Origin of the sequence: Pseudomonas brassicacearum (assembly GCF_003732175.1) — a bacterium.
GTDB lineage: Bacteria > Pseudomonadota > Gammaproteobacteria > Pseudomonadales > Pseudomonadaceae > Aquipseudomonas > Aquipseudomonas brassicacearum_G.
On sequence record NZ_MOBI01000004.1, the window covers coordinates 173568 to 199069 of the forward strand.

General features: G+C 59.2%; 22 protein-coding genes. 7 read left to right on the forward strand and 15 right to left on the reverse strand.

The annotated features are described in order from the left end of the window. Position 1: 1 nt before the first annotated feature. From exbB to BK658_RS03725, 6 genes are all read left to right on the forward strand, one after another. Positions 2-991 carry a tonB-system energizer ExbB gene (exbB, locus tag BK658_RS03695; RefSeq protein WP_123581102.1) on the forward strand — a complete coding sequence of 330 codons (990 nt, stop codon included), beginning with the start codon at positions 2-4 and terminating at the stop codon, positions 989-991. 6 nt (positions 992-997) lie between these two features. Then, on the forward strand, positions 998-1426 hold the full coding sequence (gene exbD, locus BK658_RS03700) for a TonB system transport protein ExbD (RefSeq protein WP_054594656.1): 429 nt from the start codon (positions 998-1000) through the stop codon (positions 1424-1426). Further along, a complete protein-coding gene (locus BK658_RS03705; RefSeq protein WP_123581103.1) occupies positions 1423-2172 on the forward strand; it encodes an energy transducer TonB family protein in 750 nt (249 codons plus the stop codon). Before exbD ends, BK658_RS03705 begins: the two co-directional genes overlap by 4 nt. Positions 2173-2512: 340 nt before the next feature. Then, positions 2513-3436, forward strand: coding sequence for a hydrogen peroxide-inducible genes activator (locus BK658_RS03715; RefSeq protein WP_054594658.1), 924 nt, complete (start codon positions 2513-2515; stop codon positions 3434-3436). A gap of 9 nt (positions 3437-3445) precedes the next feature. Further along, positions 3446-5521, forward strand: coding sequence for an ATP-dependent DNA helicase RecG (gene recG / locus BK658_RS03720; protein WP_123581104.1), 2076 nt, complete (start codon positions 3446-3448; stop codon positions 5519-5521). Between the two features lie 78 nt (positions 5522-5599). Continuing rightward, a complete protein-coding gene (locus tag BK658_RS03725; protein ID WP_123581105.1) occupies positions 5600-7000 on the forward strand; it encodes an aminoacyl-tRNA deacylase and HDOD domain-containing protein in 1401 nt (466 codons plus the stop codon). Between the two features lie 189 nt (positions 7001-7189). Here the strand turns inward: BK658_RS03725 and BK658_RS03730 are convergent, their stop codons facing one another. Then, complete coding sequence (locus BK658_RS03730; RefSeq protein WP_123581106.1) at positions 7190-7573, reverse strand: SCP2 sterol-binding domain-containing protein; 384 nt, start codon at positions 7571-7573, stop codon at positions 7190-7192. Positions 7574-8156: 583 nt separating this feature from the next. Between BK658_RS03730 and BK658_RS03735 the strand changes: the two genes are divergently transcribed. Continuing rightward, positions 8157-8546: a DUF6124 family protein gene (locus BK658_RS03735; RefSeq protein WP_123581107.1), complete on the forward strand. Its 390-nt coding sequence runs from the start codon at positions 8157-8159 to the stop codon at positions 8544-8546. 73 nt (positions 8547-8619) lie between these two features. On the opposite strand, the gene BK658_RS03740 is transcribed toward BK658_RS03735, so the two are convergent. The 14 genes from BK658_RS03740 to BK658_RS03805 all read right to left on the reverse strand — a co-directional run bounded on the left by BK658_RS03740 (position 8620) and on the right by BK658_RS03805 (position 25412). Further along, positions 8620-8991, reverse strand: coding sequence for a hypothetical protein (locus BK658_RS03740; protein WP_123581108.1), 372 nt, complete (start codon positions 8989-8991; stop codon positions 8620-8622). A gap of 54 nt (positions 8992-9045) precedes the next feature. Continuing rightward, positions 9046-9330 (reverse strand): hypothetical protein, encoded by a 285-nt coding sequence (locus BK658_RS30255; protein WP_259740043.1) that lies wholly within the window; start codon positions 9328-9330, stop codon positions 9046-9048. 333 nt (positions 9331-9663) lie between these two features. Further along, a complete protein-coding gene (locus BK658_RS03750) occupies positions 9664-10227 on the reverse strand; it encodes a hypothetical protein (RefSeq protein WP_259740044.1) in 564 nt (187 codons plus the stop codon). Positions 10228-10233: 6 nt separating this feature from the next. Continuing rightward, the gene (locus tag BK658_RS03755; protein WP_123581109.1) at positions 10234-12942 is read right to left on the reverse strand and encodes a glycoside hydrolase family 24 protein; all 2709 of its coding nucleotides are present in this window, start codon (positions 12940-12942) and stop codon (positions 10234-10236) included. 16 nt (positions 12943-12958) lie between these two features. Beyond that, entirely contained in the window at positions 12959-13975 is a 1017-nt protein-coding gene (locus tag BK658_RS03760) for a tetratricopeptide repeat protein (RefSeq protein ID WP_123581162.1), read from the reverse strand. 5 nt (positions 13976-13980) lie between these two features. Further along, positions 13981-16017, reverse strand: coding sequence for a type VI secretion system Vgr family protein (locus BK658_RS03765; protein WP_123581110.1), 2037 nt, complete (start codon positions 16015-16017; stop codon positions 13981-13983). 21 nt (positions 16018-16038) lie between these two features. Next, complete coding sequence (locus BK658_RS03770) at positions 16039-17061, reverse strand: serine/threonine-protein kinase (protein WP_123581111.1); 1023 nt, start codon at positions 17059-17061, stop codon at positions 16039-16041. Then, positions 17058-17786, reverse strand: a complete 729-nt coding sequence (locus BK658_RS03775) for a PP2C family protein-serine/threonine phosphatase (RefSeq protein ID WP_123581112.1) — start codon at positions 17784-17786, stop codon at positions 17058-17060. Before BK658_RS03775 ends, BK658_RS03770 begins: the two co-directional genes overlap by 4 nt. Further along, positions 17786-21319, reverse strand: coding sequence for a type VI secretion system membrane subunit TssM (gene tssM / locus BK658_RS03780; protein ID WP_123581113.1), 3534 nt, complete (start codon positions 21317-21319; stop codon positions 17786-17788). The genes BK658_RS03775 and tssM overlap by 1 nt, the downstream gene beginning before the upstream one ends. A gap of 14 nt (positions 21320-21333) precedes the next feature. Further along, on the reverse strand, positions 21334-22209 hold the full coding sequence (gene icmH / locus BK658_RS03785; RefSeq protein ID WP_123581114.1) for a type IVB secretion system protein IcmH/DotU: 876 nt from the start codon (positions 22207-22209) through the stop codon (positions 21334-21336). A gap of 5 nt (positions 22210-22214) precedes the next feature. Next, a complete protein-coding gene (gene tssK, locus BK658_RS03790) occupies positions 22215-23546 on the reverse strand; it encodes a type VI secretion system baseplate subunit TssK (protein WP_123581115.1) in 1332 nt (443 codons plus the stop codon). A gap of 2 nt (positions 23547-23548) precedes the next feature. Continuing rightward, a complete protein-coding gene (gene tssJ / locus BK658_RS03795; RefSeq protein WP_123581116.1) occupies positions 23549-24049 on the reverse strand; it encodes a type VI secretion system lipoprotein TssJ in 501 nt (166 codons plus the stop codon). Positions 24050-24054: 5 nt separating this feature from the next. Next, entirely contained in the window at positions 24055-25254 is a 1200-nt protein-coding gene (gene tagH, locus BK658_RS03800; RefSeq protein ID WP_123581117.1) for a type VI secretion system-associated FHA domain protein TagH, read from the reverse strand. A 17-nt stretch (positions 25255-25271) separates the two neighbouring features. Further along, positions 25272-25412, reverse strand: a complete 141-nt coding sequence (locus tag BK658_RS03805) for a hypothetical protein (protein WP_008030659.1) — start codon at positions 25410-25412, stop codon at positions 25272-25274. Positions 25413-25502 lie beyond the last annotated feature (90 nt).

Below are 25502 nucleotides of genomic sequence, written 5' to 3' on the forward strand. Positions count from 1 at the left end.
CATGACACGTAATTCACTCTCCGCTTCGCCAACCACGCTTGCTCGTCCCACTCGCGCCCTGAGCGCGGTCGCCGCGCTGCTGTTCAGCCTGCTGCTGGCCCCGACCGCTGCCTTCGCCGTCGAGCCGACCGCACCAGCGGCAACAGCATCCGCGCCAGTCGCTGCTGATCACGCGGATCACGCCACCCCGGTCGTGACGCCTGTCGCCGCCGCCCCGGCACTGGCCTCCGAAGATGCTGCCGCTGATGCACCTGAAGCCCTCGAAGCCGACAATTCCCTGGGCATGGCCCATGACCTGTCGCCATGGGGCATGTACCAGAACGCCGACATCATCGTAAAAATCGTGATGATCGGCCTGGCCATCGCCTCGATCATCACCTGGACTATCTGGATCGCCAAGGGCCTTGAGTTGCTGGGCGCCAAGCGTCGTCTGCGCGGTGAAATCGCCAGCCTGAAAAAAGCCACCACCCTTAAAGAAGCCAGCGCCAGTGCGGCCAAGGAAGGCACCCTCGCCAACCTGCTGGTCCACGACGCCCTCGAAGAAATGCGCCTGTCGGCCAACAGCCGTGAAAAAGAAGGCATCAAGGAACGCGTCAGCTTCCGCCTCGAGCGTCTGGTGGCCGCCTGCGGTCGCAACATGAGCAGCGGCACCGGCGTGCTGGCCACCATCGGTTCCACCGCACCGTTCGTGGGTCTGTTCGGCACCGTGTGGGGCATCATGAACAGCTTCATCGGCATCGCCAAAACCCAGACCACCAACCTCGCCGTCGTCGCCCCCGGTATCGCCGAAGCCCTGCTGGCTACCGCGCTGGGCCTGGTGGCCGCGATTCCTGCGGTGGTCATCTACAACGTCTTCGCCCGCTCCATCGCCGGCTACAAAGCCCAGGTTTCCGATGCTTCGGCGCAGGTCCTGCTGCTGGTCAGCCGCGACCTCGACCACCTGCCGCCCGAGCGCATTCCTTCGCAACCGCACATGGTCAAAGTAGGGTAATCCGCCATGGGCCTGCATTTAAAGGAAGGCGCAGACGACGATCTCGCCGAGAACCACGAAATCAACGTCACCCCGTTCATCGACGTGATGCTGGTGCTGCTGATCATCTTCATGGTCGCCGCGCCGCTGGCCACCGTGGACATCAAGGTTGACCTCCCCGCCTCGACCGCCAAGCCGGCGCCGCGGCCGGAGAAACCGGTGTTCCTCAGCGTCAAGGCCGACCAGCGCTTGTACCTGGGCGAAGACGAAGTCAACGCCGAAACCCTTGGCGCGACCCTCGATGCGCGAACCCACGGCAAGAAGGACACGACCATCTTCTTCCAGGCCGATAAAGGCGTGGACTACGGCGACCTGATGCACGTGATGGACGCCCTGCGGGCCGCCGGCTACCTGAAAGTCGGCTTGGTCGGACTTGAGACGGCAGCCAAGAAATGATCACGACGCGCCAAAAGCTGACGCGTTACGGCGCTAGCCTGGCCGTGGTGCTGGGCGTCCATGCGGTCGCGATTCTGCTCGCGCTCAACTGGAAGTCCTCGCCGCCGGTCGAGCTGCCGCCGATGGCGATGATGGTCGAGTTGGCGCCGCTTCCGGCACCACCGCCACCGGCACCACCCAAGGTCGTGACGCCACCGCAACCACCGGCCCCGGTCGAAGAGCTGCCGCTGCCGAAACTGGCGGAAGCGCCAAAACCGACGATCTCGGTGCCCAAGCCGGTCAAACCCAAGCCCAAGCCTCAACCGCCCAAGCCGGTGGAGAAAAAGCCCGAGCCGCCGAAAGAAAAACCGGCCGAGGAAAAACCCAGCGACGCGCCATCGACCAACACCCCGACGGAGAAATCCGCGCAACCTGCCCCAGGCCCAACGCCGGCGCAGTCTGCGGCCAAGGAAAGCTGGCAAGGCACACTGCTGGCGCACCTGGCCAAGTACAAGAAGTACCCGCCAGCCGCCCAGTCGCGTGGCAAGGAAGGCTTGAACCGTCTGCGCTTCGTGGTCGACGCTGAAGGCAACGTGCTGTCTTACGAGCTGGTCGGTCGTTCCGGCAATGCCGATCTGGACCGGGCCACCCTGGAAATGATCCGCCGCGCCCAGCCACTGCCCAAGCCACCAGCCGACATGCTGAGCAACGGCTCGATCGAAATCGTCGCACCGTTCGTTTATTCCCTGGAAAAACGCCGACGCTAAAGGCACCTGCAGAACCCTGTGGCGAGGGGGCTTGCCCCCGTTCGGCTGCGCAGCAGTCGTAAAAACAGCCAACGAGGTATGCCTGATTAAATACCGTTGCAGGTTTTTGGGTCGCTTCGCGGCCCAACGGGGGCAAGCCCCCTCGCCACAAAAGCGGAGCTCGCCAGTTTCATAAATTAGCGGGCCCTATGATTCACCAGAAAGGCACCGAAAGGTGCCTTTTGCATACCTGCCAGCGCCAAACATGCATTGCCCAGTGTCGCTCTCCGCCCTCTGTCTGATAACGTGCGTCTATCGATTGCAGCCGGTATGCTTGGCCGCATCTTCATGGACGCCCGCTATGACCCTCACAGAATTACGCTACATCGTTACCCTCGCCCAAGAGCAGCATTTCGGTCACGCGGCCGAGCGTTGCCACGTCAGCCAGCCGACGCTGTCGGTGGGCGTGAAAAAACTTGAAGACGAACTCGGTGTGCTGATTTTCGAGCGCAGCAAAAGCGCGGTGCGCCTGACCCCGGTGGGCGAAGGCATCGTCGCCCAGGCCCAGAAAGTCCTCGAACAGGCCCAAGGTATTCGCGAACTGGCCCAGGCCGGCAAAAACCAGCTGACCGCCCCGCTGAAAGTCGGCGCGATCTACACCGTCGGCCCGTACCTGTTCCCGCATTTGATTCCACAACTGCACCGGGTCGCCCCGCAGATGCCGTTGTACATCGAAGAAAACTTCACCCACGTACTGCGCGACAAACTGCGCAATGGCGAACTGGACGCGATCATCATCGCCCTGCCATTCAATGAAGCCGACGTGCTGACCCTGCAACTCTACGACGAGCCGTTCTACGTCCTGATGCCGGCCCAGCACCCGTGGACCGAAAAAGAATCCATCGACGCCAGCCTGCTCAACGACAAGAGCCTGCTGCTGCTCGGCGAAGGCCACTGCTTCCGCGATCAGGTGCTCGAAGCCTGCCCGACCCTGGCCAAAGGCAACGACGGCGCCAAGCACACCACAGTCGAATCCAGCTCGCTGGAAACCATTCGGCACATGGTCGCCTCCGGCCTGGGCATCTCGATCCTGCCGCTCTCGGCCGTCGACAGTCACCACTACTCGCCCGGCGTGCTCGAAGTGCGCCCACTGTCGCCGCCAGTACCGTTCCGCACCGTGGCCATCGCCTGGCGCGCCAGCTTCCCGCGGCCGAAAGCGATTGAAATCCTCGCCGACTCGATCCGCCTGTGCTCGGTGGCCAAGCCGCCAGCGGTTGCGGGGTAAGCAGTAGCAATGGCTGAGCTGTCGCAGGTGTCGGTCACGGCACTCAAGGGTGTCGGCGAAGCCATGGCCGAAAAACTCGCCAAGGTCGGCCTGGAAAACCTTCAGGACGTACTGTTCCACCTGCCGCTGCGTTATCAGGATCGCACCCGAGTGGTGCCAATCGGCCACTTACGGCCGGGTCAGGACGCGGTGATCGAAGGCACCGTCAGCGGCGCCGACGTGGTCATGGGCCGGCGCCGCAGCCTGGTCGTGCGCCTGCAGGACGGTACCGGCGGGCTCAGTCTGCGCTTCTACCATTTCAGCAATGCGCAAAAGGAAGGCCTGAAACGCGGCACCCGCGTGCGTTGCTACGGCGAGGCCCGGCCCGGCGCGTCAGGGCTGGAAATCTACCACCCGGAATACCGTGCCATCACCGGCGACGAACCGCCGCCGGTGGATGAAACCCTGACGCCGGTCTACCCGCTCACCGAAGGCCTGACCCAACAGCGTCTGCGCCAACTGTGCATGCAAACCCTGACCTTGCTCGGCCCCAGCAGCCTGCCTGACTGGCTGCCGCAAGAACTGGCGCGGGACTACCAACTGGCGCCGCTGGCCGATGCGATCCGCTACCTGCATCACCCGCCAGCGGACGCGGATGTCGACGAACTCGCCCTCGGTCATCACTGGGCGCAACACCGTCTGGCCTTTGAAGAACTGCTGACCCATCAGCTGTCGCAACAACGGCTGCGTGAAAGCATGCGCGCGCTGCGGGCGCCGGCCATGCCCAAAGCCATCCGGCTGCCGGCCCAATACCTGGCCAACCTCGGCTTCCCGCCGACCGGCGCGCAGCAACGGGTGGGCAATGAAATCGCCTACGACATGAGCCAGCACGAGCCGATGCTGCGGCTGATTCAGGGCGACGTCGGCGCCGGTAAAACCGTGGTCGCCGCCCTCGCCGCCTTGCAAGCGCTGGAAGCCGGTTATCAAGTCGCGCTGATGGCGCCCACCGAGATCCTCGCCGAACAGCACTTCATCACCTTCAAGCGCTGGCTCGAACCGCTGGGCCTGGAAGTCGCCTGGCTGGCCGGCAAGCTCAAGGGTAAGAACCGCGTCGCCGCACTGGAGCAAATCGCCAGCGGCACGCCGATGGTGGTCGGCACCCACGCCTTGTTCCAGGATGAAGTGCAGTTCAAGAACCTCGCGCTGGTGATCATCGACGAACAACACCGCTTCGGTGTGCAGCAACGGCTGGCGCTGCGGCAGAAAGGCGTTGGCGGGCGGATGTGCCCGCACCAGTTGATCATGACCGCCACGCCGATTCCGCGCACGTTGGCGATGAGCGCCTACGCCGACCTCGACACCTCGATTCTCGACGAACTGCCGCCCGGTCGAACCCCGGTCAACACCGTGCTGGTCACCGACACGCGCCGGGTTGAAGTCATCGAACGAGTGCGCGCCGCGTGCGCCGAAGGGCGGCAGGCGTATTGGGTGTGCACGCTGATCGAAGAGTCGGAAGAGCTCACCTGCCAGGCCGCCGAAACCACCTATGAAGACCTCACCGCCGCCCTCGGCGAGCTGAAGGTCGGCCTGATTCACGGGCGCATGAAACCCGCCGAGAAAGCCGCCGTCATGGCCCAGTTCAAGGCCGGCGCGTTGCAGTTGCTGGTGGCGACCACGGTGATCGAAGTCGGTGTCGACGTGCCCAACGCCAGCCTGATGATCATCGAAAACCCGGAACGCCTCGGCCTGGCGCAACTGCACCAGTTACGCGGTCGAGTCGGCCGGGGCAGCGCCGCCAGTCACTGCGTGCTGCTCTACCATCCGCCGCTGTCGCAGATCGGCCGACAACGCCTCGGTATCATGCGTGAAACCAACGACGGTTTTGTGATCGCCGAGAAAGACCTCGAACTGCGCGGCCCCGGCGAAATGCTCGGCACCCGCCAGACCGGCCTGCTGCAATTCAAGGTCGCCGACCTGATGCGCGACGCCGACCTGCTGCCGGCCGTGCGCGACGCGGCCCAGGCATTGCTGGAGCGTTGGCCGCATCACGTCAGCCCGTTGCTCGACCGCTGGCTACGCCATGGGCAGCAATACGGCCAAGTGTGAGCAGTGTCTCAGTTTCTGGGCGATGGTTTTAAACAAGCTGGTTATACTCCTGCAATTGTTTGAAAACGGACACACACCATGACCGAAGTTGCCTTCGCACCCGAAGCCCCGCACGCCCCGTCTGTTATCCGGATGCTGCTCGGCAAGCTGGGCATCCGCTACACCGAAGTGCTCGATCGCCCGGGCCTCAACCCCGCTCGCAAAGTACAAGCGGTGTTACTCGACGACGCTGTCGGCGCGCTCATGGTGCTGTTTCCGCAGAGCCAGTTGCTGGACCTCAACCGTCTCGCCGAACTCACCGGCCGCCGGCTCACGGCCGTGCCGACCGAACGCCTGGAGCGCATGCTCGGCAAACACAACCTGAGCTTTTTGCCCGGCCTGCCGGCGCTCACCAGCTCGCCGTGCCTGTACGAAGAAAGCCTGCTGCGCGAACCACTGTTGCTGATCAACTCCGGTGAGACAGGCGTGCTGCTGGAAATCACCAGCGAAGACTTCAAGAGCATGCTGACCAAGGCCAGCGCCGCGAACTTCGGCGAAGCCCTGAGCAGCATTCGCCCGAACCTCGACCGCCCCGACGATGACCGCGAGGAAATCACCCAAGCGGTGCAGGCCTTCACCGCGCGCCGCATTCAGCAACGCCTGGAAGCGACCATCGAGATTCCGCCGCTGGCTGAAACGGCACAAAAAATCATCAAGCTGCGGGTCGACCCCAACGCCACCATCGACGACATCACCGGCGTCGTCGAAACCGACCCGGCGCTGGCCGCGCAAGTGGTGAGCTGGGCGGCGTCGCCGTACTACGCGTCGCCGGGCAAGATTCGTTCAGTAGAAGACGCGATCGTCCGCGTGCTGGGTTTCGATCTGGTGATCAACCTGGCGCTGGGCCTGGCCCTGGGTAAAACCCTGAGCCTGCCCAAGGACCACCCGCAACACACCACGCCGTACTGGCACCAATCGATCTACACCGCCGCCGTCATCGAAGGCCTGACCCGCGCCATGCCGCGCGCCCAGCGCCCGGAAGCCGGCCTGACCTACCTCGCCGGCCTGCTGCACAACTTTGGCTACTTGCTGCTGGCCCACGTCTTCCCGCCGCACTTCTCGCTGATCTGCCGCCACCTGGAGGTCAACCCGCACCTGTGCCACAGCTTTGTCGAGCAACACCTGCTGGGCATCAGCCGCGAACAGATCGGCGCGTGGCTGATGCGCTACTGGGACATGCCGGATGAACTGTCCACCGCGCTGCGCTTCCAGCACGACCCGAGCTACGACGGCGACTACGCCGAATACCCGAACCTCGTCTGCCTGGCCGTGCGCCTGCTGCGCAGCCGTGGCATCGGCTCCGGCCCCGACGAAGAAATCCCCGACGTCCTGCTCGACCGCCTCGGCCTGACCCGCGACAAGGCCAACGACGTCGTCAGTAAAGTCCTCGAAGCCGAAGTCCTGCTGCGCGAACTCGCCTCGCAGTTCACCCAGCCTTAATAAGAGCATCGCGGGCAAGCCACGCTCCCACAGGATTGAGGTGATTCCTGTGGGAGCGAGCTTGCTCGCGATGAATCCACCTCGGTCTACCGACCGTACGCCGCTCAGCCCCTGATCGTTCCCACGCTCTGCGTGGGAATGCATCCCGTGACGCTCCGCGTCACAGCACCCGACCCAACACCGCCAACCTCACGCCTTAGGCTTAGCCTTCCTAGGCTTCAAATACTTGGTCAACCCCTGGAACCACATCACCAGCGCCGGGTTGCCCTTGATCTGAATCGACTTGTCCTGAATCCCGGTCATGAACGCCAACTGCTTGTTCTTCGCCTGCATCGTCGCAAAGCCATAAGCCGCATCTTTAAAGGCAATCGCAAACGCCGGCTCGGCATACACCCCAGCCTTGCTGCTAATGCGCTGATCCTTCACCACAAAGTGCCGCGCCACCTTGCCGTCCAGCGTCTGCAACTGGAACACCAACTCTTTATCACCCAACTGCTGCTGAAACGCCGGATTGGTCCGACTGGCCTTGCGCATCAGCAAGCCCATCACCCAGAGAAGAAAACGAAATTTCATGCTCAAGCCCCAAAAGAAAAATGAACGCTGGCGCAGTGTAGCGGCTTAACACCAGAACGCCACCGTTGCGCAGCGTTAGCAGAAGATGAAGCGCTTTTTAAGCACGATGACCACCAAGTCACACTTCTCAAAGCCCACCACATCCCCCCACTGATCGTTCCCACGCGCAGCAAAGGAATGCCGCCATGGACGCTCCGCGTCCGCTTCGTGAAGTGACGCAGAGCGTCACAGGATGCATTCCCACGCCGGAGCGTGGGAACGATCTCCACAGCCCCCCATCCTCGGACATTTCCTTCAAGTTGTAGCGGTGTTCGGTAACTATCCGGGCCTGCGAGTCAGGGCTAGTCTCACCCTGTCACCAAAAAACGGTGACACGGACGTGCAAGTCCGGTATCGGCACACAATCGGTTATGGCTATTCATCGAGTGTTTTCTTATGCTCGCGAATTGTTATGGCGGCTGTGTGTGGGAGGCCTTCGGGTCTGCCGGTTTGCCGATTCCGGTCTTGCACACCTATACACAGCTGCCACCTCATTCGAAGTGCGAGCGAAATGGTGTTAGCTCCTAATATCGGTACTAATCCAATGATCAAACCAACACCAAATCCACCAGAAGACCCAGCAACTTCCCCCTACGAATCCCTCGATTCGAAAAAACTCCACGAAGCCGCCGAACGCGCCCTCGACCACCACCTGGGCACGCCCCCACCCAAAATCCACCTGGCCGACGCCCGCAAAGGCCAACTCTTCATCGTCGCCCCAGACGTCGACACCGACAGCCTCCTGGCCAACGCCTCCGAAGACATCGCCTCCATCAAAGCCATCGCCGGCGACCTGGCCTTCGAAATCGAAGGCTCCCGCCGCAACGTCGCCCTCGCCATCTACCGCATGGCCGAAGGCGCCCAACTGCTGATCGACCGCGCCATGGACAACCTCGATCCGCCGAATCCGGTGGAGTATCGGGTTAAAACGTAGGGCTGAAACCTGAATTGGAAAAGGGGACAATTTGTCCCCTTTTCCTGATGCCACGAAATCACGTCAACAAACGCTACGCACCAGCGCCCTTAGCCACACACTGCGCATAACCTTTCGCAAACGCAGCATCAAAGGTCAACGCCACCGGCTCCTCAAGCTCCGCCGAGGTATTGCGCAGTACGTGCGTGGTCACGTTGTACTCGACCCAACCAATGGTCCCCGTGCCATCGGTGTCGTAGAACAACTGAGCCCGAACCATCTCACCGTCATCTTCATCGATCAGCAGATTGACCCTGTCCTTAGTCACATAGCGAAACGGGAAATCACTGCTGCGAACCATCTCGGTGAGATAGCCGTAACAACCGCCGTCAGCCGCAGACGCTACGGGCACACACAAGAGAATCCCAGCCACCGTCGCCATGAAAAACCTGATAAAGCGGCCCATCCATATCATCCTTGTTCAACGTCCGAACCCCTTGAAATCCTAAGTCGCCAACGATCAGGAATCCTCGACCTTCAACAAACGAAAGTCGTTGTTCGTAAACTCGTAATAGCGGACTCGATCACCGCTGGGTAGCGGTTCACCGCTAAAATCCACTTCGGTGTCAGCGGTAACCCCAGAAACCTTAATCAGGTTGCTGTCGGGCTTGAAGGTCATATGGAAATAGCCGCCCTTTTCTCCAGCCATGTAGTAGGCATTCGGCAGGATCGCGACCACCGCGCCTGTGCGAGCATCCAGCACCTCACCGCAGACAGTCCCACCACCACAATCCATGGTGTGCACGATGTAGTGCCCGGCAAGTTGACCTTGCGTGTAATGGCCTGCGCCCGGTACTCATCCCAAAGCGGGCTGCTGTTTTCAACCGGCAACAACGCATGGTTCTGCCCGGAAAACACCTCGGCAACCTTGAAGTCCTCGAACTTCAGGTCGGCGGCGAAACACTGTGATGTTGAGATGGCGAGGAAGCTGCCAAATAACGCTGAGAGTCCTTTCACTCTGACCCTCCCCTAAATATCAAAAAAGAAAAAAGTGACGGATTTATCTACTGATTACAGCATCCCACTAATGGAAGCGGCCGTTTAAATAAATCCATCCCTTTATGATTTCACGCAAACACTAAGGATTAGCGTATATAACTTTTTGCTCAAGATAACTTCCATCCACTAAGTCTCGTTTTTTTACACCATACTTATTAATTAGATCCTCACGAGAACCAAGAGACCCAAAAGAACGAAATGAATCACTATAAACATAATTAACCAACTTGCCATCCATCGAATAGTAACCGCGCCACTCTGGACATATACCACAGCCACCATAACCACCGATAAAAACCAAGTTCCCTTTACTACCTTTAATACAGGCCATCGAAACAACCACGTTCGATAGAACTTTCACATTCTTCCCTGAGGTCGTAAGCTGAGACAGTTTTTCAATTTTACGACGATTTTCTTTGCCATTTATTTTAATTATCTGATCGGTACATACCGGGAGACCGGCATGATCTTGCGAAACATCTACCGTATCTCTCTGACAATTCGACACCAATTCGATTTTGGTGCCCTCACAATCCAAAACATCGGTCTTTGTGTAGGAAGCTGTATCGGAAGAGGAAGCAGCCATTGCCGGCAAGCAAAAAAACAGGGTCAAACAAGCAATATTTTTTCTAAGTACAAGCATTACAATTCACTCCATCAGATCGGCAATAAAACCTATTTTCATAGGCAAATCACTTTCACCAGCTAACTCCTGGCTTACCATATTATTATATTCAGCAACCACATCCTCCAGCTTTACAGTAGGCTGATCATAAGGAGAACCTGGTAAACTCGCCCATTCCCTATTGCATTTTTTAATGGCGGCCTTAATATCTCCACGCATAATTTCAGGCAGCGCTTCTCTACGATATTTCAGAACCAAAACGCAATATCTATCTTGCATTGCAGGTGTAAAATCCGTAATACCATATTTCTGTCTTAGCTTAACAACATAATCATCATCCCACACATACTGCATAACCTGATATGCACCAGCGGCGGTTGAACTAATCACCTTGCCAGTTTTTTTCACCGTTTTGTTCATCGGAAGACGTGGGTGATCTACAAACGTTTTCCCATAGTCTTTAATAAAAGATTCTCCCCCAAAAAGATGCTCATACCCTTCTAAGCCAGTGGTCCCTTCGCCAATCTTCAGCATTCTCAAGAAAGCACGAATTCGGGCCTCCTCAAGAGTTAGAACATGGATTTTCTTCAAGTTATCGATAAATGCTATTGGGTGGAAGTGGTAAATAGAATTTGGCAATGCGACCTGCATAGCCCCTGCCATTTCGTCCCAGAAGACAAGTTTATCTATCCTTTCTTGCTCGTGCTTCAGTACTGCGGGAGTCTCTACAAGAAGCTCCTTCAGTCGAGCCCACTTCGGCTCAGATGTTTTTGCCTGCCATTCCGTAGGGTGATAGGCGACAAGTTTAGTCCAGCGACTACGTAGATCTGGATCTCGAAGTGCCGCCTGTAACTCTTCTACAGTGAGGTTACCATCGCCATTTCCTTTGCTGTCTAGTTCAGAATAGAGCTTCTTAAAAAACTCTGGCATCGCGTCGACATCTAAGAACCCATCAGAGCTTTCGTTATTTTCCTTAACAACATTGAACCCGAGCTTTTCCCAATCATGTTGACAAAGGATAGTGGCACCTTCCTTTTTCAAGAAGCCATCCAATGCAAGCGACTCGCTTTTAATCGATAATCCAAACCACTCTTTCCCACTTGAATCTTTTGAAACTTTCGCCTTGCTTACAGGAACAATGATTTTTTCTGTAAGAGGTGATTGTTTTGGAGAAAAAGACACCTTGCCTTCTACCTCAGACTTTTTATATAGATCAGTACCGACATCCAGTACAAGATGCTGATTCCCACTCACCAACCCCTTCGGATTTTTTATAAGACCTGCAATGTCATCGCTACTGAAAACTTCCAGATGAACCTGATGCTTACTTGACTTTCCGCCGGCGGGCCCGGCAAGCACTTCATTCAAACCAAGGTAGCCGATCGGATCTCCCGCTTTAATTGGTATGTTCGTAAGCACCACATTATCAAAATTTGTGGGTGTAACAGGCTCCCAATCAACAAAATGATTGGGTTCGACATTTTCCACGCAAGCCCAGAAGGTGGGTGGAATTGCGCCACCTTTTTTCAAGCCTGTAGGAACCGACGAGGTACTCGGAACAAACGTACACTCGGCCATCTTCAGAAGCTTGTTCTTTACATACAAATTTAGAACTTTTTCGCTATCAAACTCAATAACACTGGAGGTGCATAAAACCATATTGACACTGATTGCATCCCCTGCTTTCGCACCATTGACTTTAGACTCAGGAGGATTACGTAGCTGTAGACCTTTCGCAGCGACCTTAGCCCTAACTTTACCCTGCCAATATACCGGCCTTAGCCTTTCAACTTTTGCCTCCGAAGGATAGTTTGCAAAAGGCAACAAGTGCATGTAAAGACTAAAAAACGTCATTACATTCTCTGATATCACATCACCTTTTTCGTTAGGCTTTCCTGCCGCCTTATAGTCATGTCTCACCAAGCAAAATGAACTCGAATAGTTTAGGCCCGTCTTGGATTCACCCTGTTCAAATTCAGACTTTACGTAATTTTCATTCAGCCGATATGCAACCACAACTCCGTCAGCGATACAGCGCACAGGCTGGTCACCTATACACTGAGGCGCACTAAGTTCGCTTATATGAATACCACCATGCCAAAAATTATGCCCTCCCAACAAGTAGTTTCCAGACACCTCTTTTTCAAGAACTTGATAAACCTCATCTGAGCTTTCATACTGGCTCCCATCCAGCTTCCGAATGGGGTACTGAAAGTTCATGATTCGCGCCGAACTAATCGGCTCAGGTGTCGAAGCCGCTGCGGGAGCAGGAGTTGCACCTGTTCTATATTTTTCGTTCGCCCTTAAGAATTTTGTTGGAACAGGCCAGTAGTACGCCGGCGGCTTATTACCAAAATACGCCTCAGATGGCCCATTTGTAGTTTGCGCACCGAATATCTTCCCGGCCCCGGACTTGGAGTTAAACTCCATGACAATGCCAGTATGAAAAAGAGGTTTGTTGCTTCCCTTGAGCGGGAGTATGTTGATCCAAAGAGCAATATCACCCTCTTTAACATCTTCGGGCATCACCTCAGTGTAATAGTCTGAGTTTTCCATTGTCTTTGTTTCTTCATATGGAATCTGGTAACCCGCGCCAGTGAGCAACAGGTTCACCATATGAGAACAATCAATCTCTTTTTTTCCCGCCGAGTTCGTTTTCTGACCGTCACCTCCCATCATGTAAACGTAACCGTTATTCATGTAGGGGCGTCTTAAATCAAGTGGTTCAGTCATTTCTGCTTCCTGCAATTCAATAGCAATAACTGGCTTTGGTGGCGTCAACGTTTTGCGTGTTCAATCGTTTCAGGTTCCTGACAGCGGTATCGTTGCCCTTGTCCGCCGCGAGGCGATAACACGCCAGTGCTCTCGACATGTCTTTAGTAACAAGCACCCCATCTTCAAATGAGTAGCCCAAGTAGTTCAGGGCATCGGCAGAGCCCATTGATGCGGCGCGAATGAGCTCCTTTTCCGCTAGTTCAGGATGTTGGCAAGAACCTTCAGGCACAGGATTATTCCCGTAACAGTAAAACGTTGAAAGTGAGGCTGCACCATCGGCGAGGGTGGTTGCTGCTGCCCTAAACAGCATCTCGACCTTCTCCGTCTCCAAACGCGGAGCCATGCCGGAAAGGCTCAAGCTCGCAGCATTCAAACTTGCCTGTGGATCACCGGAAGCTGCCGCACACACATAGTTTTCCAACGACGCTTCAAAAAACTCTCCAGTCAGCCGGTATTGCTCCAGCCCCCCCAATCCGCCGAATGCTTCTGCACGCTGATAGCAAAAATTCTCCGCAGTACTCATGGTCTGAGTACTCGCCACAACAAGGTCTTTCTCGCTGACCGACCAATCCTCAACTCCCTCCAACACCCAGCATGCCTGGCGAGAAAAGTTGAAGATTTTGATGTTGCTGTTACCTCCACGTTTATCCACAACGTTGATGTGACTGGCGTCGACCTCTTCGACTTCGACACCCTCGGTCTTGTCTGAGGCTACGGGCGCCATCAGTGGAAATGCCAACGTGGAATTATTGACTCCTGTCGTCTGCGGCTCGAAATCACCGCGCGCTCCCACAGGCTTCAAGACCAGCGATTTAACTGTCATTGTAGTCAGGCGCTGCTGAGTTTCTGCGTTCGCTGAGAACGCTGGCAGGAACTGGGCGAAGTCCTCAGATGGGCATTCATCCGCATAAGCGCTGCCGTGAAACAGGCTCAGTACGGATGAGCCGATTAACGCTACGAAAAAGATTCTTTTCTTCAAAAAAACATTCATGTCCATCACTCAGAAAACACAAAAAAAGCCTTCGGTTTAACCTTCTCAGGCGGCGCATTCCCCAACGCCTGATCCATCAAACTCCCCGCCTTATCCTTATCCGCCGCCCCCGGCAGCACCGGCGGTTTAATCCCGATCCCCGTCCCGCTCCCCGCCGAGCCACCAGCATTAATCTTCACAACAGGCCCAACCACCGTCACCCCACCCGCATCCAGCTTGATGAAGCTGCCGCCGCCCTTGATCGTCAGTTCCGAGTCCGCCTCGATGACGATTTTGGCGCCGGCCTTGATGTGGATTTCTCTTCCGACGCTGGTGAGTTGGGCGGTGCCGAGTTTGATGTGTTGGTTCTGGCCGATGGTCAGGTGGTCGTCCATCCGCGTTTCGACTTTGCGGTCGGCAATGGTGGTGCGGTGTTCTTCGGCTTTGAGTTCGGTGTAGGTGTTTTTTTCGACGGTGTCGTGGCGTTCGTTGCCGACGCGGATTTTTTGGTCGTGTTCGATGTTTTCATCCCAGTCGCGCTGGGCGTGGATGAAGATTTGTTCGGCGCCTTTTTTGTCTTCGATGCGCAGTTCGTTGAAGCCGCCACCACCGGGGGAGCTGAGAGTTTTGAAGACGCTGCGGGTTTTGTTTGCCGGCAAGGCGTACGGCACCTGGTTTTCCTTGTGGTACAGGCAGCCGGTCACCAGCGGTTGGTCGGGGTCGCCTTCGAGGAAGGTGACGAGCACTTCCATGCCGATGCGCGGGATGGCGATGGCGCCGTAGCGGTCGCCGGCCCAGCTGCTGGAGACGCGCAGCCAGCAGCTGGTTTTGTCGTCGGCCAGGCCTTCGCGGTCCCAGTGGAATTGCACTTTGACGCGGCCGTATTGGTCGCAGTGGATTTCTTCACCTTTGGGGCCGGTGACTTGGGCGGTCTGGCTGCCGAGCACGCAGGGTTTGGGGTGTAGCAACGCCGGGCGGTAGAACACGTCCCATGGGGTGGCGAGGAAGCGGTTGCGGTAGCCCTGGTGGAAGTCGTCCTTGTTGGCGGTGGTGTCGCTGGTCACCGACTCTTCGAGGACTTGCGGCTGCTTGCCTTCGTGGATGACTTCGGTCAGCAGCCAGAGGTCGTTCCACTCGGTGCGCGGGTGGTCGGAGATCTCCAGGAAGTGGCCGCTGACCAGGGTGGTCTGGTCGCCATGGCCTTCGGCTTGCCGGTAGTCGGCGCGGTGGCGTTCCAGCGCCCGCTGGCTGAGGAACTTGCCGCGGGCGCGCTCGGTGAAACGGCCCGGGTAGTCGTAGTCTTCCAGGTCCGGCTCGTCACTTTTACCGTCGGGTTTGTAGGCCGACTCCAGTTGCAGGCGCGGCTTTTCAAAATCGTAGTCGCGGCGCGTGGTGCGGTTGGTGCGGGTTTCCAGACGCAGGGTGAAGCCCTTGATCACCGGCTCGTCGGCGACCATGCCGCTGCCCTGCACGTAGGCGGTGGGCTGGCCGAGTTTCGGGAACACGGTCTGGTCATCGCCGAACACCAGTGTGTGGCCCTTGGTGTCGTGCTGGAAGTGGTAGTGAATGCCCTCCTCCTCGCACAGCCGCTGGACGAAATGCAGGTCGGTTTCGTCGTACTGCACGCAGTAGTCGCGATCCGGGCACGGCTGGCTCAGCTGGAAGCTGTAGGCGTTGCCCTTGATGCCGTGTTCTTCGAGGATCAGCGCGATGATTTTCGGTGCCGACATCTGCTGGTAGATGCGCTGGTTGGTGCGGTGGCGCAGGTATTCGAGTTGCGGCACCAGCGACACTTTGTAGCGGGTCAGGCGCTTGCCGGCATCGCCTTGGGCAACGCGATAAATTTGGCCGTGAATGCCACTGCCTTTGGGATCGAACGCGAGGAATGCCTGCTTATGCAGCAGCGTTTCGAGGTCCAGATCGGGGTTTTCGCTGACCAGTTCCAGGTCGAAACGAAAGGTCTGGCTGATGCCTTCGGTGCCAGTGAACGACAGTACTTGCAGGTCACCCTGGAAGTCAGCCACGGTCAGGCTGAAATGGGTTTCGTTAGAAGGGTTGAACATTGCTTGCTCCCTGTTCGGTAGTCATCCGTTGCGCCTGCTGCGCAGACGTTGCAGCCAGGACGAAGTGGCGCCCATGGCGGCACGCGCCAATGTGTCATGCAGCTGGGCGGCAGTCACGGTGCGGTGCGCCGCATCGAAAGCCAGCGCCGTTCGCAGCGCCGGCCAGCAGTGTTTCGGTAGATTTCTCGGTGCATGCAGCTCGCGTTCGAGGTCGCCGTCGCGGGCCTCGGTCGACGGCAAGCGGCGGAACGGGTGTTTGCCGCCCGCCAATTCATAGATCACGCAGGCCACTGCGAAGAGGTCGGCGCTGGCGGTCAGCGGTGCACCTTCCAGCAGTTCCGGCGCGGCGTAGCCCGGGGTCCAGGCGTTGAAACGGCTGCGGCTCAAATGCGGCAGGCCGGGCAATACGCCCTCCTCGGCCTGGCCGAGGCCGAAGTCGAACAAGCGCACGCCCTCCTCGCTGAGCATCACGTTGCTCGGTTTCAAATCACCGTGCAGCACGCCGCGACCGTGGGCATACGCCAACGCGTCGAGCAGCGGCAGCGCGATGTCACGCAATTCTCGCCACGGCAGGCCCAGAGGCCGTTCGCAAAGCAGTTTGTCCAGCGTCAGCCCGCGCATCAGTTCCATGGTGATGAAGGCGCGCTGGCACTCGGTGTCCACTTCAAAGGTGTGCAAACGCACTACGTTCAAGTGGCGCAGGCGCCGGGTCAGGGCGAACTCGCTGTAGAGCAAGGCGCTGGCGTCCGGCGATTCGGCAAATTCTTCGCTGAGGATTTTCAGCGCTATATACGGGTCGGGGTCACCGAACTGTTCGTGCAGCAGGTCCCGTGCGCGATACACCGCGCCCATGCCACCGGCACCGAGCAAACGCTCGATGCGGTAACGCCCCGCCAGCACGTCCGGCAACGCGCCAACGCTGGCCCGGGTCGGTGCCACGGCACGCGGCACCGCATGGGATTTGGCGAAGGCAAAGTAGGTCAGGTTGGCGGCATCGATGTCGCTGACCAGTAGTTCGTCGAGCACAGGTTTGAGCTCACTCATTGGCGGATCACCACGGCAGTCAGGTTGTCCCGCGCCGAACCGCGCAACGCGCCGTCGAACAAGCGTTCCAGCGCCACATGCGGCGCGGTCAGGCTCAAGGCGTTGCCCAGCGCGTCGCTGCTCAAGCCTTGGTACAAACCGTCGCTGCACAGCAGAAACGCGTCACCGGGATAAACCTCGAGTTCGAGCACGTCCAGGGTCAATTGCTCGCTGGCCCCGACCGCACGGGTCAAGGCGCTGGCGGCCGGATGAGCCCGGGCTTGCTCGACGCTCATCTGTTGTTCGTCGATCAGTTGTTGCATCAGCGAATGGTCCTTGGACAGCTGATACAAGCGCTGCCCACGCCACAGGTAACAACGGCTGTCGCCGGCCCAGATGCAGGCCGCGCGATTACCGTCCACCAACAACGCCACCACCGTGCTGCCCATGATGCTGTCATGGCGCCCGGCAGTGACGGTCAATTCCTGGCCCAAGCGGCGGTTGAGCCAGTGCAAGCACTGGCGCACGCCTTTGAGCCGCTCGTCGAAGCTGTCTTCGACGGGCAATTCCGCCAGGCTGGCGACGATCAACTGGCTGGCGATGTCGCCACCCTGATGACCGCCCATACCGTCCGCGACCACCCACAGGCCATGCTCCGGGCTGTCGAGGAAAGCATCTTCGTTGCGCGCCCGAACCTTGCCCGGATCGGTACGCGCCGCGCTACGCCAGGGGCTGGCAACCAGCATCAGAGCTGCACCGGCATACGGAAGGTGCGCAACACGCCCATGTCGAACGGGTTCGGCGTGCGCTGGCTCATCAGCAGGTAGTTGGCGCGCAGGCCACCCACATCAGCCTTGAGCACCAGCACGTCGCGACCGGTCAGGTATTCGGTCTGCATCAAATCGAACAGACGGAACAGCGACCATGGACCGGTGTTTTTCTCGATGCCGATCGGCCGGCCGGCCATTTTTTCGAGGACCAGGCTGGTGCGACCGTCTTCCGCGTCGGTTGGCCATTTGAAGGCCACCGGCACGATTGGGCCATGGCGGTATTCCATGGTCTTGTCGCCAAAGCGGAACTCGGAACGGCTGACAGCCGGGTCGAGGGTGTACGGCTCCAGTTTGAACTGCACTTGCGGCTCGGCCGGGTTTTCGGCAAAGAAGCTTTGGCGGATCACTTGTGCCGCAGCCATCTGGTCGAGGTAGACCTTGGACATCGGCAGGCTGTGACCGTCAATGCTGCGCAGGCGGTAGTTGCCCGGATCGCCGCTGACGAACGGACGCATGTAGGTGTCGAAGAAGCGATCGGCGATGCCCTGCGTCTTGAAGAACTCGCGGAAGTCGCTGATCGCAACGTCGCTGGTGCTGTGGGCGTTGAACGGGTAACGCTTGTTGATCGCCTTGCCATAGAAGCTGTACAGCTCGCTCTGGTAGCGCTGGTTGAGGTACTGGTAAGAATCGTTGAGCACCAGACGCCAGGTGTCTTCGGCCAGTACGTTGAACCACACGCTGATCGGGCGCGGCAGGCGACCCGAGGCGTTGCGCAAGTTGCTCAGCGCATCGCGCTGGCCGCTCATGCGGGTCTTGGCCATTTCGAACGCGGCCTGATCCGGGGCACTGGCACGCGCCAGGCTGGACAGTTGCAGTTGCAGGTCGTTCAGCGCTTGCAGCGCCGGGGTCAGGTCGGCAGCCGGGCCGTTGTTGTCATCGAGCAAACGGTGCAGCGGTTCGAAGCGCCGTTGCAGGGACTTCTTCGCGGTGTCCGGCAGGTTCTTGGTGGCCAATGCATCGCCCGCCTTGCCTGCCGCGGCTGCGGCGACCTTGCCCAGCGCGCCGCCCTTCTTGGCGAGCAGTTTTTCAGCCGCATCCGTCGCATCTTCAGTGTTGTCGACGGCGGCCGGGAAGCGGGTGTTCTCGCGCACTTCCACCAGCATCTGCAGGATCGGCGAATTGGCGGACGTCAGCCCGGCCAATTGTTCGGCGCCTTCACCGGCGCTGTTGATCGGCTGCAATGCCACCTGGCCGACCGCTTCGCTCCAGAAGTTGGCGTAGTCGCGGAAATACAGCTGCTCCAGTTCGACCATCAGGCGGCGCAAGTCCATGCCGCTCATGCCCGAACCTTCGCCCAGCACCCAGTTGTCACGCAGGATATCGGTGACCAGTGCCGAGCCCTGGACCGAGAAGTACTGCTGATAACCCTGTTGGGTGTAGAACCCCGGGATCGCGTAGTCGGTGCCGACGAACAGCGCGCCCTGCGGACCGAGGTGTTGGCTGAAGCGGTATTCCGGCAGGTTGCGGGCCTGCTCGCGCAGCATCCGGTAGACCACGGTGGCCAGGGATTCGCTGCGCAGAACCTGACGCGCCTGGGCAACCAATGCATCGTTGAGCGGGTAGATAAACGGCTGCTTGAGCAGGCGTTCGAAGTGCCCGTTCAGACCGTTCTGCACCGCGGTGTTGCCGGCGTAACGCACGGACCAGTCCTGAGCTACCCAATCTTTCAGCCACGCCGGATCGCGACGGTCCTTCATGTTCAGCATCAGGTAGGCACGCAGGCTGTTGAGCAGGCGATCGCGGTCGCCCATGTTGCTGCGAATCTGCCCTTCAAGCAGTTGCGCAACGCGTGGCAGCAACTGGGTTTCAAGTTCACGCTGATACGCGCTCTTGACCACCGGGTTGCTCTCTTGCCCCTGATACAGACCACCGCGCTCGAACATCGACACATCGCCTTTAGGCGGGAAGACCTTGGTCGCCTCATAGCTAGTATCGAGAGTTTTAAGCACGCCCATCGCATCATCGCGAGCGGTCAGCGCCGAGCGCTGCTGGGTCCAGGTTTGCGCCAGCGAACGCAGGTGTTCCAGGCGTTCGTAGTTGGCGGAGAAACCGGTAGCCCAGAGCAAACCGAACAGCCCCAGCGCCGCCAATGCACCCATGTACAACGCACGCTGACCCCAATGGATACGGCTGCGCTCGCGCTTGTCCAGACCGGCCAGATCGGCCTCGGGGAAAATCACCCGGCTGAGCACGTGGTGGATGAACCGCGAACGACCGCTGCGCAAGGTCGGCAACACGCCGCTGTCGATGCCCAGGCTGGCGCCGATGCCGGCGGTGCTCTGGTCCATCTGTTGTTTCAGGTGCGGCGCGCTGGTCAGGTAGAAACCGCGCAACTGGCTGACACGCTGGTAGCGGTTGCCGGTGAACGCCATGTCGACAAACAGGCACAGACGCTCGCCGATCTGCCCCAGTTGATGCGGGAAGTCGAGAATGCGACCACGGCGCTGGGTGTCGCGCTCCTGGTGCATGCGCATGATCACTTGGCTGTTGAGGCGACGCAGCAGCTCTTCGAACTCTGCGCGCAGCACGGTCACGTCGGTGCCACTTTGCTCTTTGCGGAAGCTGGTGCCGAGCACCTGATCGCTTTCTTCGCGGGTCAGCTGATCGAAGAACTCGTCGAAGCCCAACAACTGGTCGGCCTTGCTCAGCACCAGATAGATCGGCAGGTCGACGTGCAGTTTTTGATGCACGTCTTGCAGGCGCGCACGCACCTGACGCGCCAGGGTGTCGAGGTCTTGCTCGGTGCCACTGAGCAGCAATTCAACTGGAATGGTCACCAGCACGCCGTTCAACGGACGGTTGCGACGACGCTTGCGCAGCAAGTCGAGCAAGGTGGTCCAGGCGCTGCCGTCGACATCCACGTCCGGCTGGGTCAGGTAACGCCCGGCGGTGTCGATCAGGACGCCGTGGTCGGCAAAGTACCAGTCGCAATGGCGGGTGCCGATGGTGTCGCGGGTGAGTTTGCGGTCGATCTTGTTGATCGGAAACTCAAGACCCGAGAAGTCCAGCAGGCTGGTTTTGCCGCTGCCCTGTGGACCGATCAGCAGGTACCACGGCAGATCGTTGCGCCAGCGTTCGCTGCGGCCGCGATACAGGCTGGAGGTTTTCAAGGTGCGCAGTGCGTCTTTGAAACGCGCACGCAGCTCCTTTTGTTCCTCGTCGATCAGCTCTTCGCGGCGAATACGGTCCTGGCCGTCTTCGGTTTCTTCGACGGCTTTTTTGCGCACACCGGCGCGCCAGCTGACGAAGACCATGGTCAGGCCCCAGATCAGGAACAGCACGCTGATGGTCAGCAGGCGCGAGGTCGAGCCTTCCCAGAATTTGTAATCGTTGACAGCCAGCAGCGGTCCGACGAACCACACCAGCAGCGCGACGAACAGCACCAGCAGCAGGGTCCAGACCCAGGTCTTGCGCAAGAACGCGCCGACTTTCTTGAAAAACTTTTTCATCACACGTCCCTGTTTTACGGCTTCGACAGCGGCTGAACTGCGGCTGGATCAAGCGGCTGATAAGGTTGCAGAACAGTGTCGCGCTGCTCGCCGAGCACCCAGGCAAAACCCGAATACATCACCACCAGGCACACCAGCGTAAACAGCGCCACCATCCACCACGGCACGATACGCACCAGGCTGCGACGCTTGTCGTTGAGGCCTTCCCAGTGTGGCGACAGTTCACGCGGCACGTCGCCGCGCAGCTGGCGAATCTGCCGATAGAGCGCATCGCGAATGCCGTCGAGTTCAAGCATGCCACGCGCCTGCACCCGGTACTTGCCCTCGAAACCGAGCGACAGGCACAGGTACATCAGTTCCAGCATCGGCAGGTGTTTGACCGGGTTCTTCGACAGACGATCGAGCAGCTGGAAGAATTTCTCGCCGCCAAAGGTCTCGTTGTGGAAGCTGCTGAGCAGGCTCATCTGCGACCACTCGCTTTCGTTGCCCCACGGGGTGGTGACCACCGCCTCGTCGACCACGGTGCAGAGCACGTAACGCGCAGCCATCACCTGGCTGCTCTCGGCGCCGTTGTGCAGCGCACGGACTTCAAAGAGTTTCAGCCCAGCCGTCAGCCGCTCGTTGAGCGCGTGCATGTCTTCGCGGGTGTCGCTGTGCTTGAGCCGCACCACTTCCGACAGCAGGTCGGACGACGCGGCCACCAGCGAATTGAGGCTGATGTTGAATGCTTCCGCCGGACGCAGGCGCGCGGCGTAGATCATCCGTTCTTCCAGTTGCTCGAAACGCGGGGGTGCCGCGAAATCGGTCAAAGGGCTCTGTGCCGGGCCATGGCCCTGGCGATCGAGCAGGACAGTTTTGTCGTCCTGGTTGTGATCCATTTCCTTGATCATATCGGTCAGTTCCTGATGGCCCAGAATTTCAGTTCAAGCTCGGCGAATTCGCCGGACACGTGGAACGCGAAGCCGCCGGAGCGCTCCAGTTGTGCCAGGTCTTCGGAACTGAGTTCGAGGATGAAATAGGTTTTGTTCGAGTGGAACGGGATCTGCCGCGGTGCCACCGGCAAGGGTTTGACCTTGATGCCCGGCAGGTGCAGGTTGACCAGCTGGCGGATGCGCTCCACCGGACCGACCTTGAGGTGCGCCGGCAGGCGATGCCGCAGCTCTTCGGAGTCGCAGTTGGCACTGGCCGCCAGCACGAACGACGCCGTGCCCAGCAGTTTATGGTCGTGCAGCGGCGACACGGTGATCCCGTATTGACGGGCTTGCAGCACCAGTTCGATGGCATGCTGTTCAAGCACCATCGACAGCACCTGACGAATCGCTTCCATCAGTTTGCGAAAGCTCGCGCCCTGGTCGCTGTGCTGATAGCGGCTGTCCAGACGCGGGCGCTTGCTGTCGCTGGCAAAGGTCGACAGATCGCCGAGCATCGTCAGCAGCGTGCGGTACAACTCTTCCGGGTGAACCTGTTCCAGGCCCAGGTAATGGCGCAGGACCAGTTCGGTGCGGTTGATCAGTTGCAACATCATGAAGTCGCCGACTTCCGCGCCGCCGACCTTGCCGTTGGAGCGAATCCGGTCGGCAATCGTGTCGCCACGGTGGCCGAGCATGCTGATGACTTCTTTGAGGCACGACAGCAGGTAGCCGGACGCATGCGCGTGAATGAAGGTCGGGACGAAATCCGGGTCGAGGCTGATCACGCCGTCGGGCGTGGTGTCGAGGACTTCGCAGATCTTCAGCTTCACGTAAGCCTGGTCACTCTGCTGCTCGCCGAGCAACAAGCGGAAGTCCGGGCGCGCACAGCTGACCTGGCTGCTGGAATCGTCGCCGGCATTGGAGTCGGCGACTTCCGCTTCGTACGCGGTGTAACGCGCCAGCACGTCGGATTGCTCCGGACGACGGGACTCGATGTGGTTACCGGTCACCAGCGGCAAGGCCAGGTAGATCGGCGTGTTGCCGGTGTTCGGCGGAACGTCGAGGGCCAGCGGTTCGGTGTTGCCACCGAGTTCGAACAGGCTGCCGTCCGGGAGAATCCCCGAGGCCTGGCTGATTACCAGTTTGCCCATGTTGAGGAACTGCAAGTCGATCTCGAGCCCCAGAAAGCCCCAGGTGTAACTGCCCAGCAGCTGGGTGCGGGTTTTCATCTGGTTGTCGTAGTAGCGATCGTTGTGCTGGAAGTGCTGCGGGCGCAGCAACATGCCTTCCTGCCAAATGACTTTATGCACGTTCATGTTCAGTCATCCGCCTTGGCGAGCTTTTGGTTTTTGTCATGGATGCCGGTCTGATCAAGGGTCAGCTCGGCCACGGTCAGATCGGCCGGGGTGACTGGAACCACGTAGCGCCATTGGGTTTCACGCAGGTCGCGATACGCCGCGAGCACGCCGACGTAGCGGCTGCCGCTTTCGACGCTAAGCTTGAATTCGACGGTTTCACCTGGGCGCAATTCCAGCTCCTCGCTGGCCACCAGGTCTGGCGACAAGGATTCCTTGGCGCGCTCGTACAGGCTGAAGAAGTCAGCGTTTTCGAAGGCCACTGGGTGTTTGAGCTCAATCAACCGCACGACAATCGGCGATGGTCGGCCATTCAGGTCCGGGTTGACCTGATCGCTGGCGGTCAGCTTGAGGTTGAGCTTGGTGACGGTGGAATACGGCGAAATCGACGAGCAGCCGGCCAGCAGCACCAGGGCGGTGAACGCTGTCAGCATGTTGATTATTACGGCCTTGCAGCGAGACATGCGGATCATCCTTGGTGGTCGGTGTGTAAGGTGGAAATCAGGCGAATCTGTTCTTCGTAGGCCTGGGCGAAGTCACGCGCCAGCAGGCGTTCGCTCCAGTCATCGTCCTGACGCAGCGCCTGGTGATAACGGCCGTAGGCTCTCCAGCGGCTGCCCGAGGTGGCGAGCAGCGGCTTGTTGCCGTCGCGCTCGAAACGCAGAGTCAGTTGCTGTGGCGAGAAGTGTTCGAGGGTGCCGCGTACCGCCGCACGGCTGGCGGTGAGCAAGGCCACCTGGTGCGCTTGCAAATCACGGAACGCCCGCGAGATCGCCTGCCCGGCCGGCAACTGGCCGGGCTTGTCGCCCTGCAACAGAATGCCCAGCGCTTCGCTGGCATCGACGGCAAATTTCAGCGGGTTTTTGCCGCTGCCTTGAACCGTGGTCTGCGCCAGACGCAGTTCGTTTTTCAGCTCCGAGCGGGTGCGCAGGCTTTGCTGCAAACCGCCAACGCTTTGCTTGAGCAAACGCGCGGCGTTGATCGCCAGGGCTTCGCGGCTGTCGTGATCGAGGCCTTTGAGGTCGACGCCCAGCGCATCACCGAAATGCTCCCAGAAGCCTTCGCTTTGACGCTCGACCGCTTTGGGTGCCGGCGCAGGTTCTGGCGCGACAGGCGCGGCCACCAGTTCCGGCACCAGCAGGCTTTCCATGTCGATGCGCGCGTAGTCGGCACGCTGGCGCGGCTCCTGACGCGGCGCATTGAGGGCGCTCAATTCGTCGATTTCCGAGTAGACCCGTTCCTGTTGATCGAGCGCCATGAGCGGATCAAGGTCGAGAAACGCATCGTCCGGAATGATGCTGCCGGCGGCTTGCGGACGGCCGACTTCGGTATCGAAGGTGGCCGGGTCGCGTACCAGCCGCGCACGGATTTCAAAATCCCCCAGCACGTAGACGCTGCCGTGTTCGATGCGCTGCGCTTCACCCTTGCGCAGACGCGCGCCGCTCTCGCTGGCCTGAATACCGTTGCTGCTGGTATCGGTCAGGAAAAACGTGCCGTCGCGGTAGCTGATCAAGGCGTGATGGTTGGACAGGTGACGCTTGCGGTCCGGAATGATCCAGTCGCAATCCTCGCCCCGTCCGATCACGCCACCAGCCTGCTTGAAGGTCTTTTGGCACAAATCCGTGGGCACGAACTGCTTGGTGTTCAGCATTTCGAAAACCAGTTCCATGATGTCGCTCCTTGCGGTCACTTGCCGCGATTGACCGCCTGCGGATCACCCAGAGGGCGATAGGTGTTGTCGTTGAATTTGTAATTGCCGCTACAGCCCCCGAGGCCGCATAGAACGACGAGGGTCAACAGGACGGCTTGCCAGTGACGAACAGACATCAGAGGGTCTCCAGGGCTAAACAATGCACAAAGCGCCGACCCTTGAGGACGGCGCTGACAGAAGCAAAAGGGGTGGGTGTCAGGGCTCTG

Excerpts from the sequence above, each read along its gene's own strand:
- exbB (WP_123581102.1), top strand. The coding sequence starts at position 2 with ATGACACGTAATTCACTCTCCGCTTCGCCAACCACGCTTGCTCGTCCC.
- exbD (WP_054594656.1), top strand. The coding sequence starts at position 998 with ATGGGCCTGCATTTAAAGGAAGGCGCAGACGACGATCTCGCCGAGAAC.
- BK658_RS03705 (WP_123581103.1), top strand. The coding sequence starts at position 1,423 with ATGATCACGACGCGCCAAAAGCTGACGCGTTACGGCGCTAGCCTGGCC.
- BK658_RS03715 (WP_054594658.1), top strand. The coding sequence starts at position 2,513 with ATGACCCTCACAGAATTACGCTACATCGTTACCCTCGCCCAAGAGCAG.
- recG (WP_123581104.1), top strand. The coding sequence starts at position 3,446 with ATGGCTGAGCTGTCGCAGGTGTCGGTCACGGCACTCAAGGGTGTCGGC.
- BK658_RS03725 (WP_123581105.1), top strand. The coding sequence starts at position 5,600 with ATGACCGAAGTTGCCTTCGCACCCGAAGCCCCGCACGCCCCGTCTGTT.
- BK658_RS03730 (WP_123581106.1), bottom strand. The coding sequence starts at position 7,573 with ATGAAATTTCGTTTTCTTCTCTGGGTGATGGGCTTGCTGATGCGCAAG.
- BK658_RS03735 (WP_123581107.1), top strand. The coding sequence starts at position 8,157 with ATGATCAAACCAACACCAAATCCACCAGAAGACCCAGCAACTTCCCCC.
- BK658_RS03740 (WP_123581108.1), bottom strand. The coding sequence starts at position 8,991 with ATGGGCCGCTTTATCAGGTTTTTCATGGCGACGGTGGCTGGGATTCTC.
- BK658_RS03750 (WP_259740044.1), bottom strand. The coding sequence starts at position 10,227 with ATGCTTGTACTTAGAAAAAATATTGCTTGTTTGACCCTGTTTTTTTGC.
- BK658_RS03755 (WP_123581109.1), bottom strand. The coding sequence starts at position 12,942 with ATGACTGAACCACTTGATTTAAGACGCCCCTACATGAATAACGGTTAC.
- BK658_RS03760 (WP_123581162.1), bottom strand. The coding sequence starts at position 13,975 with ATGAATGTTTTTTTGAAGAAAAGAATCTTTTTCGTAGCGTTAATCGGC.
- BK658_RS03765 (WP_123581110.1), bottom strand. The coding sequence starts at position 16,017 with ATGTTCAACCCTTCTAACGAAACCCATTTCAGCCTGACCGTGGCTGAC.
- BK658_RS03770 (WP_123581111.1), bottom strand. The coding sequence starts at position 17,061 with ATGAGTGAGCTCAAACCTGTGCTCGACGAACTACTGGTCAGCGACATC.
- BK658_RS03775 (WP_123581112.1), bottom strand. The coding sequence starts at position 17,786 with ATGCTGGTTGCCAGCCCCTGGCGTAGCGCGGCGCGTACCGATCCGGGC.
- tssM (WP_123581113.1), bottom strand. The coding sequence starts at position 21,319 with ATGAAAAAGTTTTTCAAGAAAGTCGGCGCGTTCTTGCGCAAGACCTGG.
- icmH (WP_123581114.1), bottom strand. The coding sequence starts at position 22,209 with ATGATCAAGGAAATGGATCACAACCAGGACGACAAAACTGTCCTGCTC.
- tssK (WP_123581115.1), bottom strand. The coding sequence starts at position 23,546 with ATGAACGTGCATAAAGTCATTTGGCAGGAAGGCATGTTGCTGCGCCCG.
- tssJ (WP_123581116.1), bottom strand. The coding sequence starts at position 24,049 with ATGTCTCGCTGCAAGGCCGTAATAATCAACATGCTGACAGCGTTCACC.
- tagH (WP_123581117.1), bottom strand. The coding sequence starts at position 25,254 with ATGGAACTGGTTTTCGAAATGCTGAACACCAAGCAGTTCGTGCCCACG.
- BK658_RS03805 (WP_008030659.1), bottom strand. The coding sequence starts at position 25,412 with ATGTCTGTTCGTCACTGGCAAGCCGTCCTGTTGACCCTCGTCGTTCTA.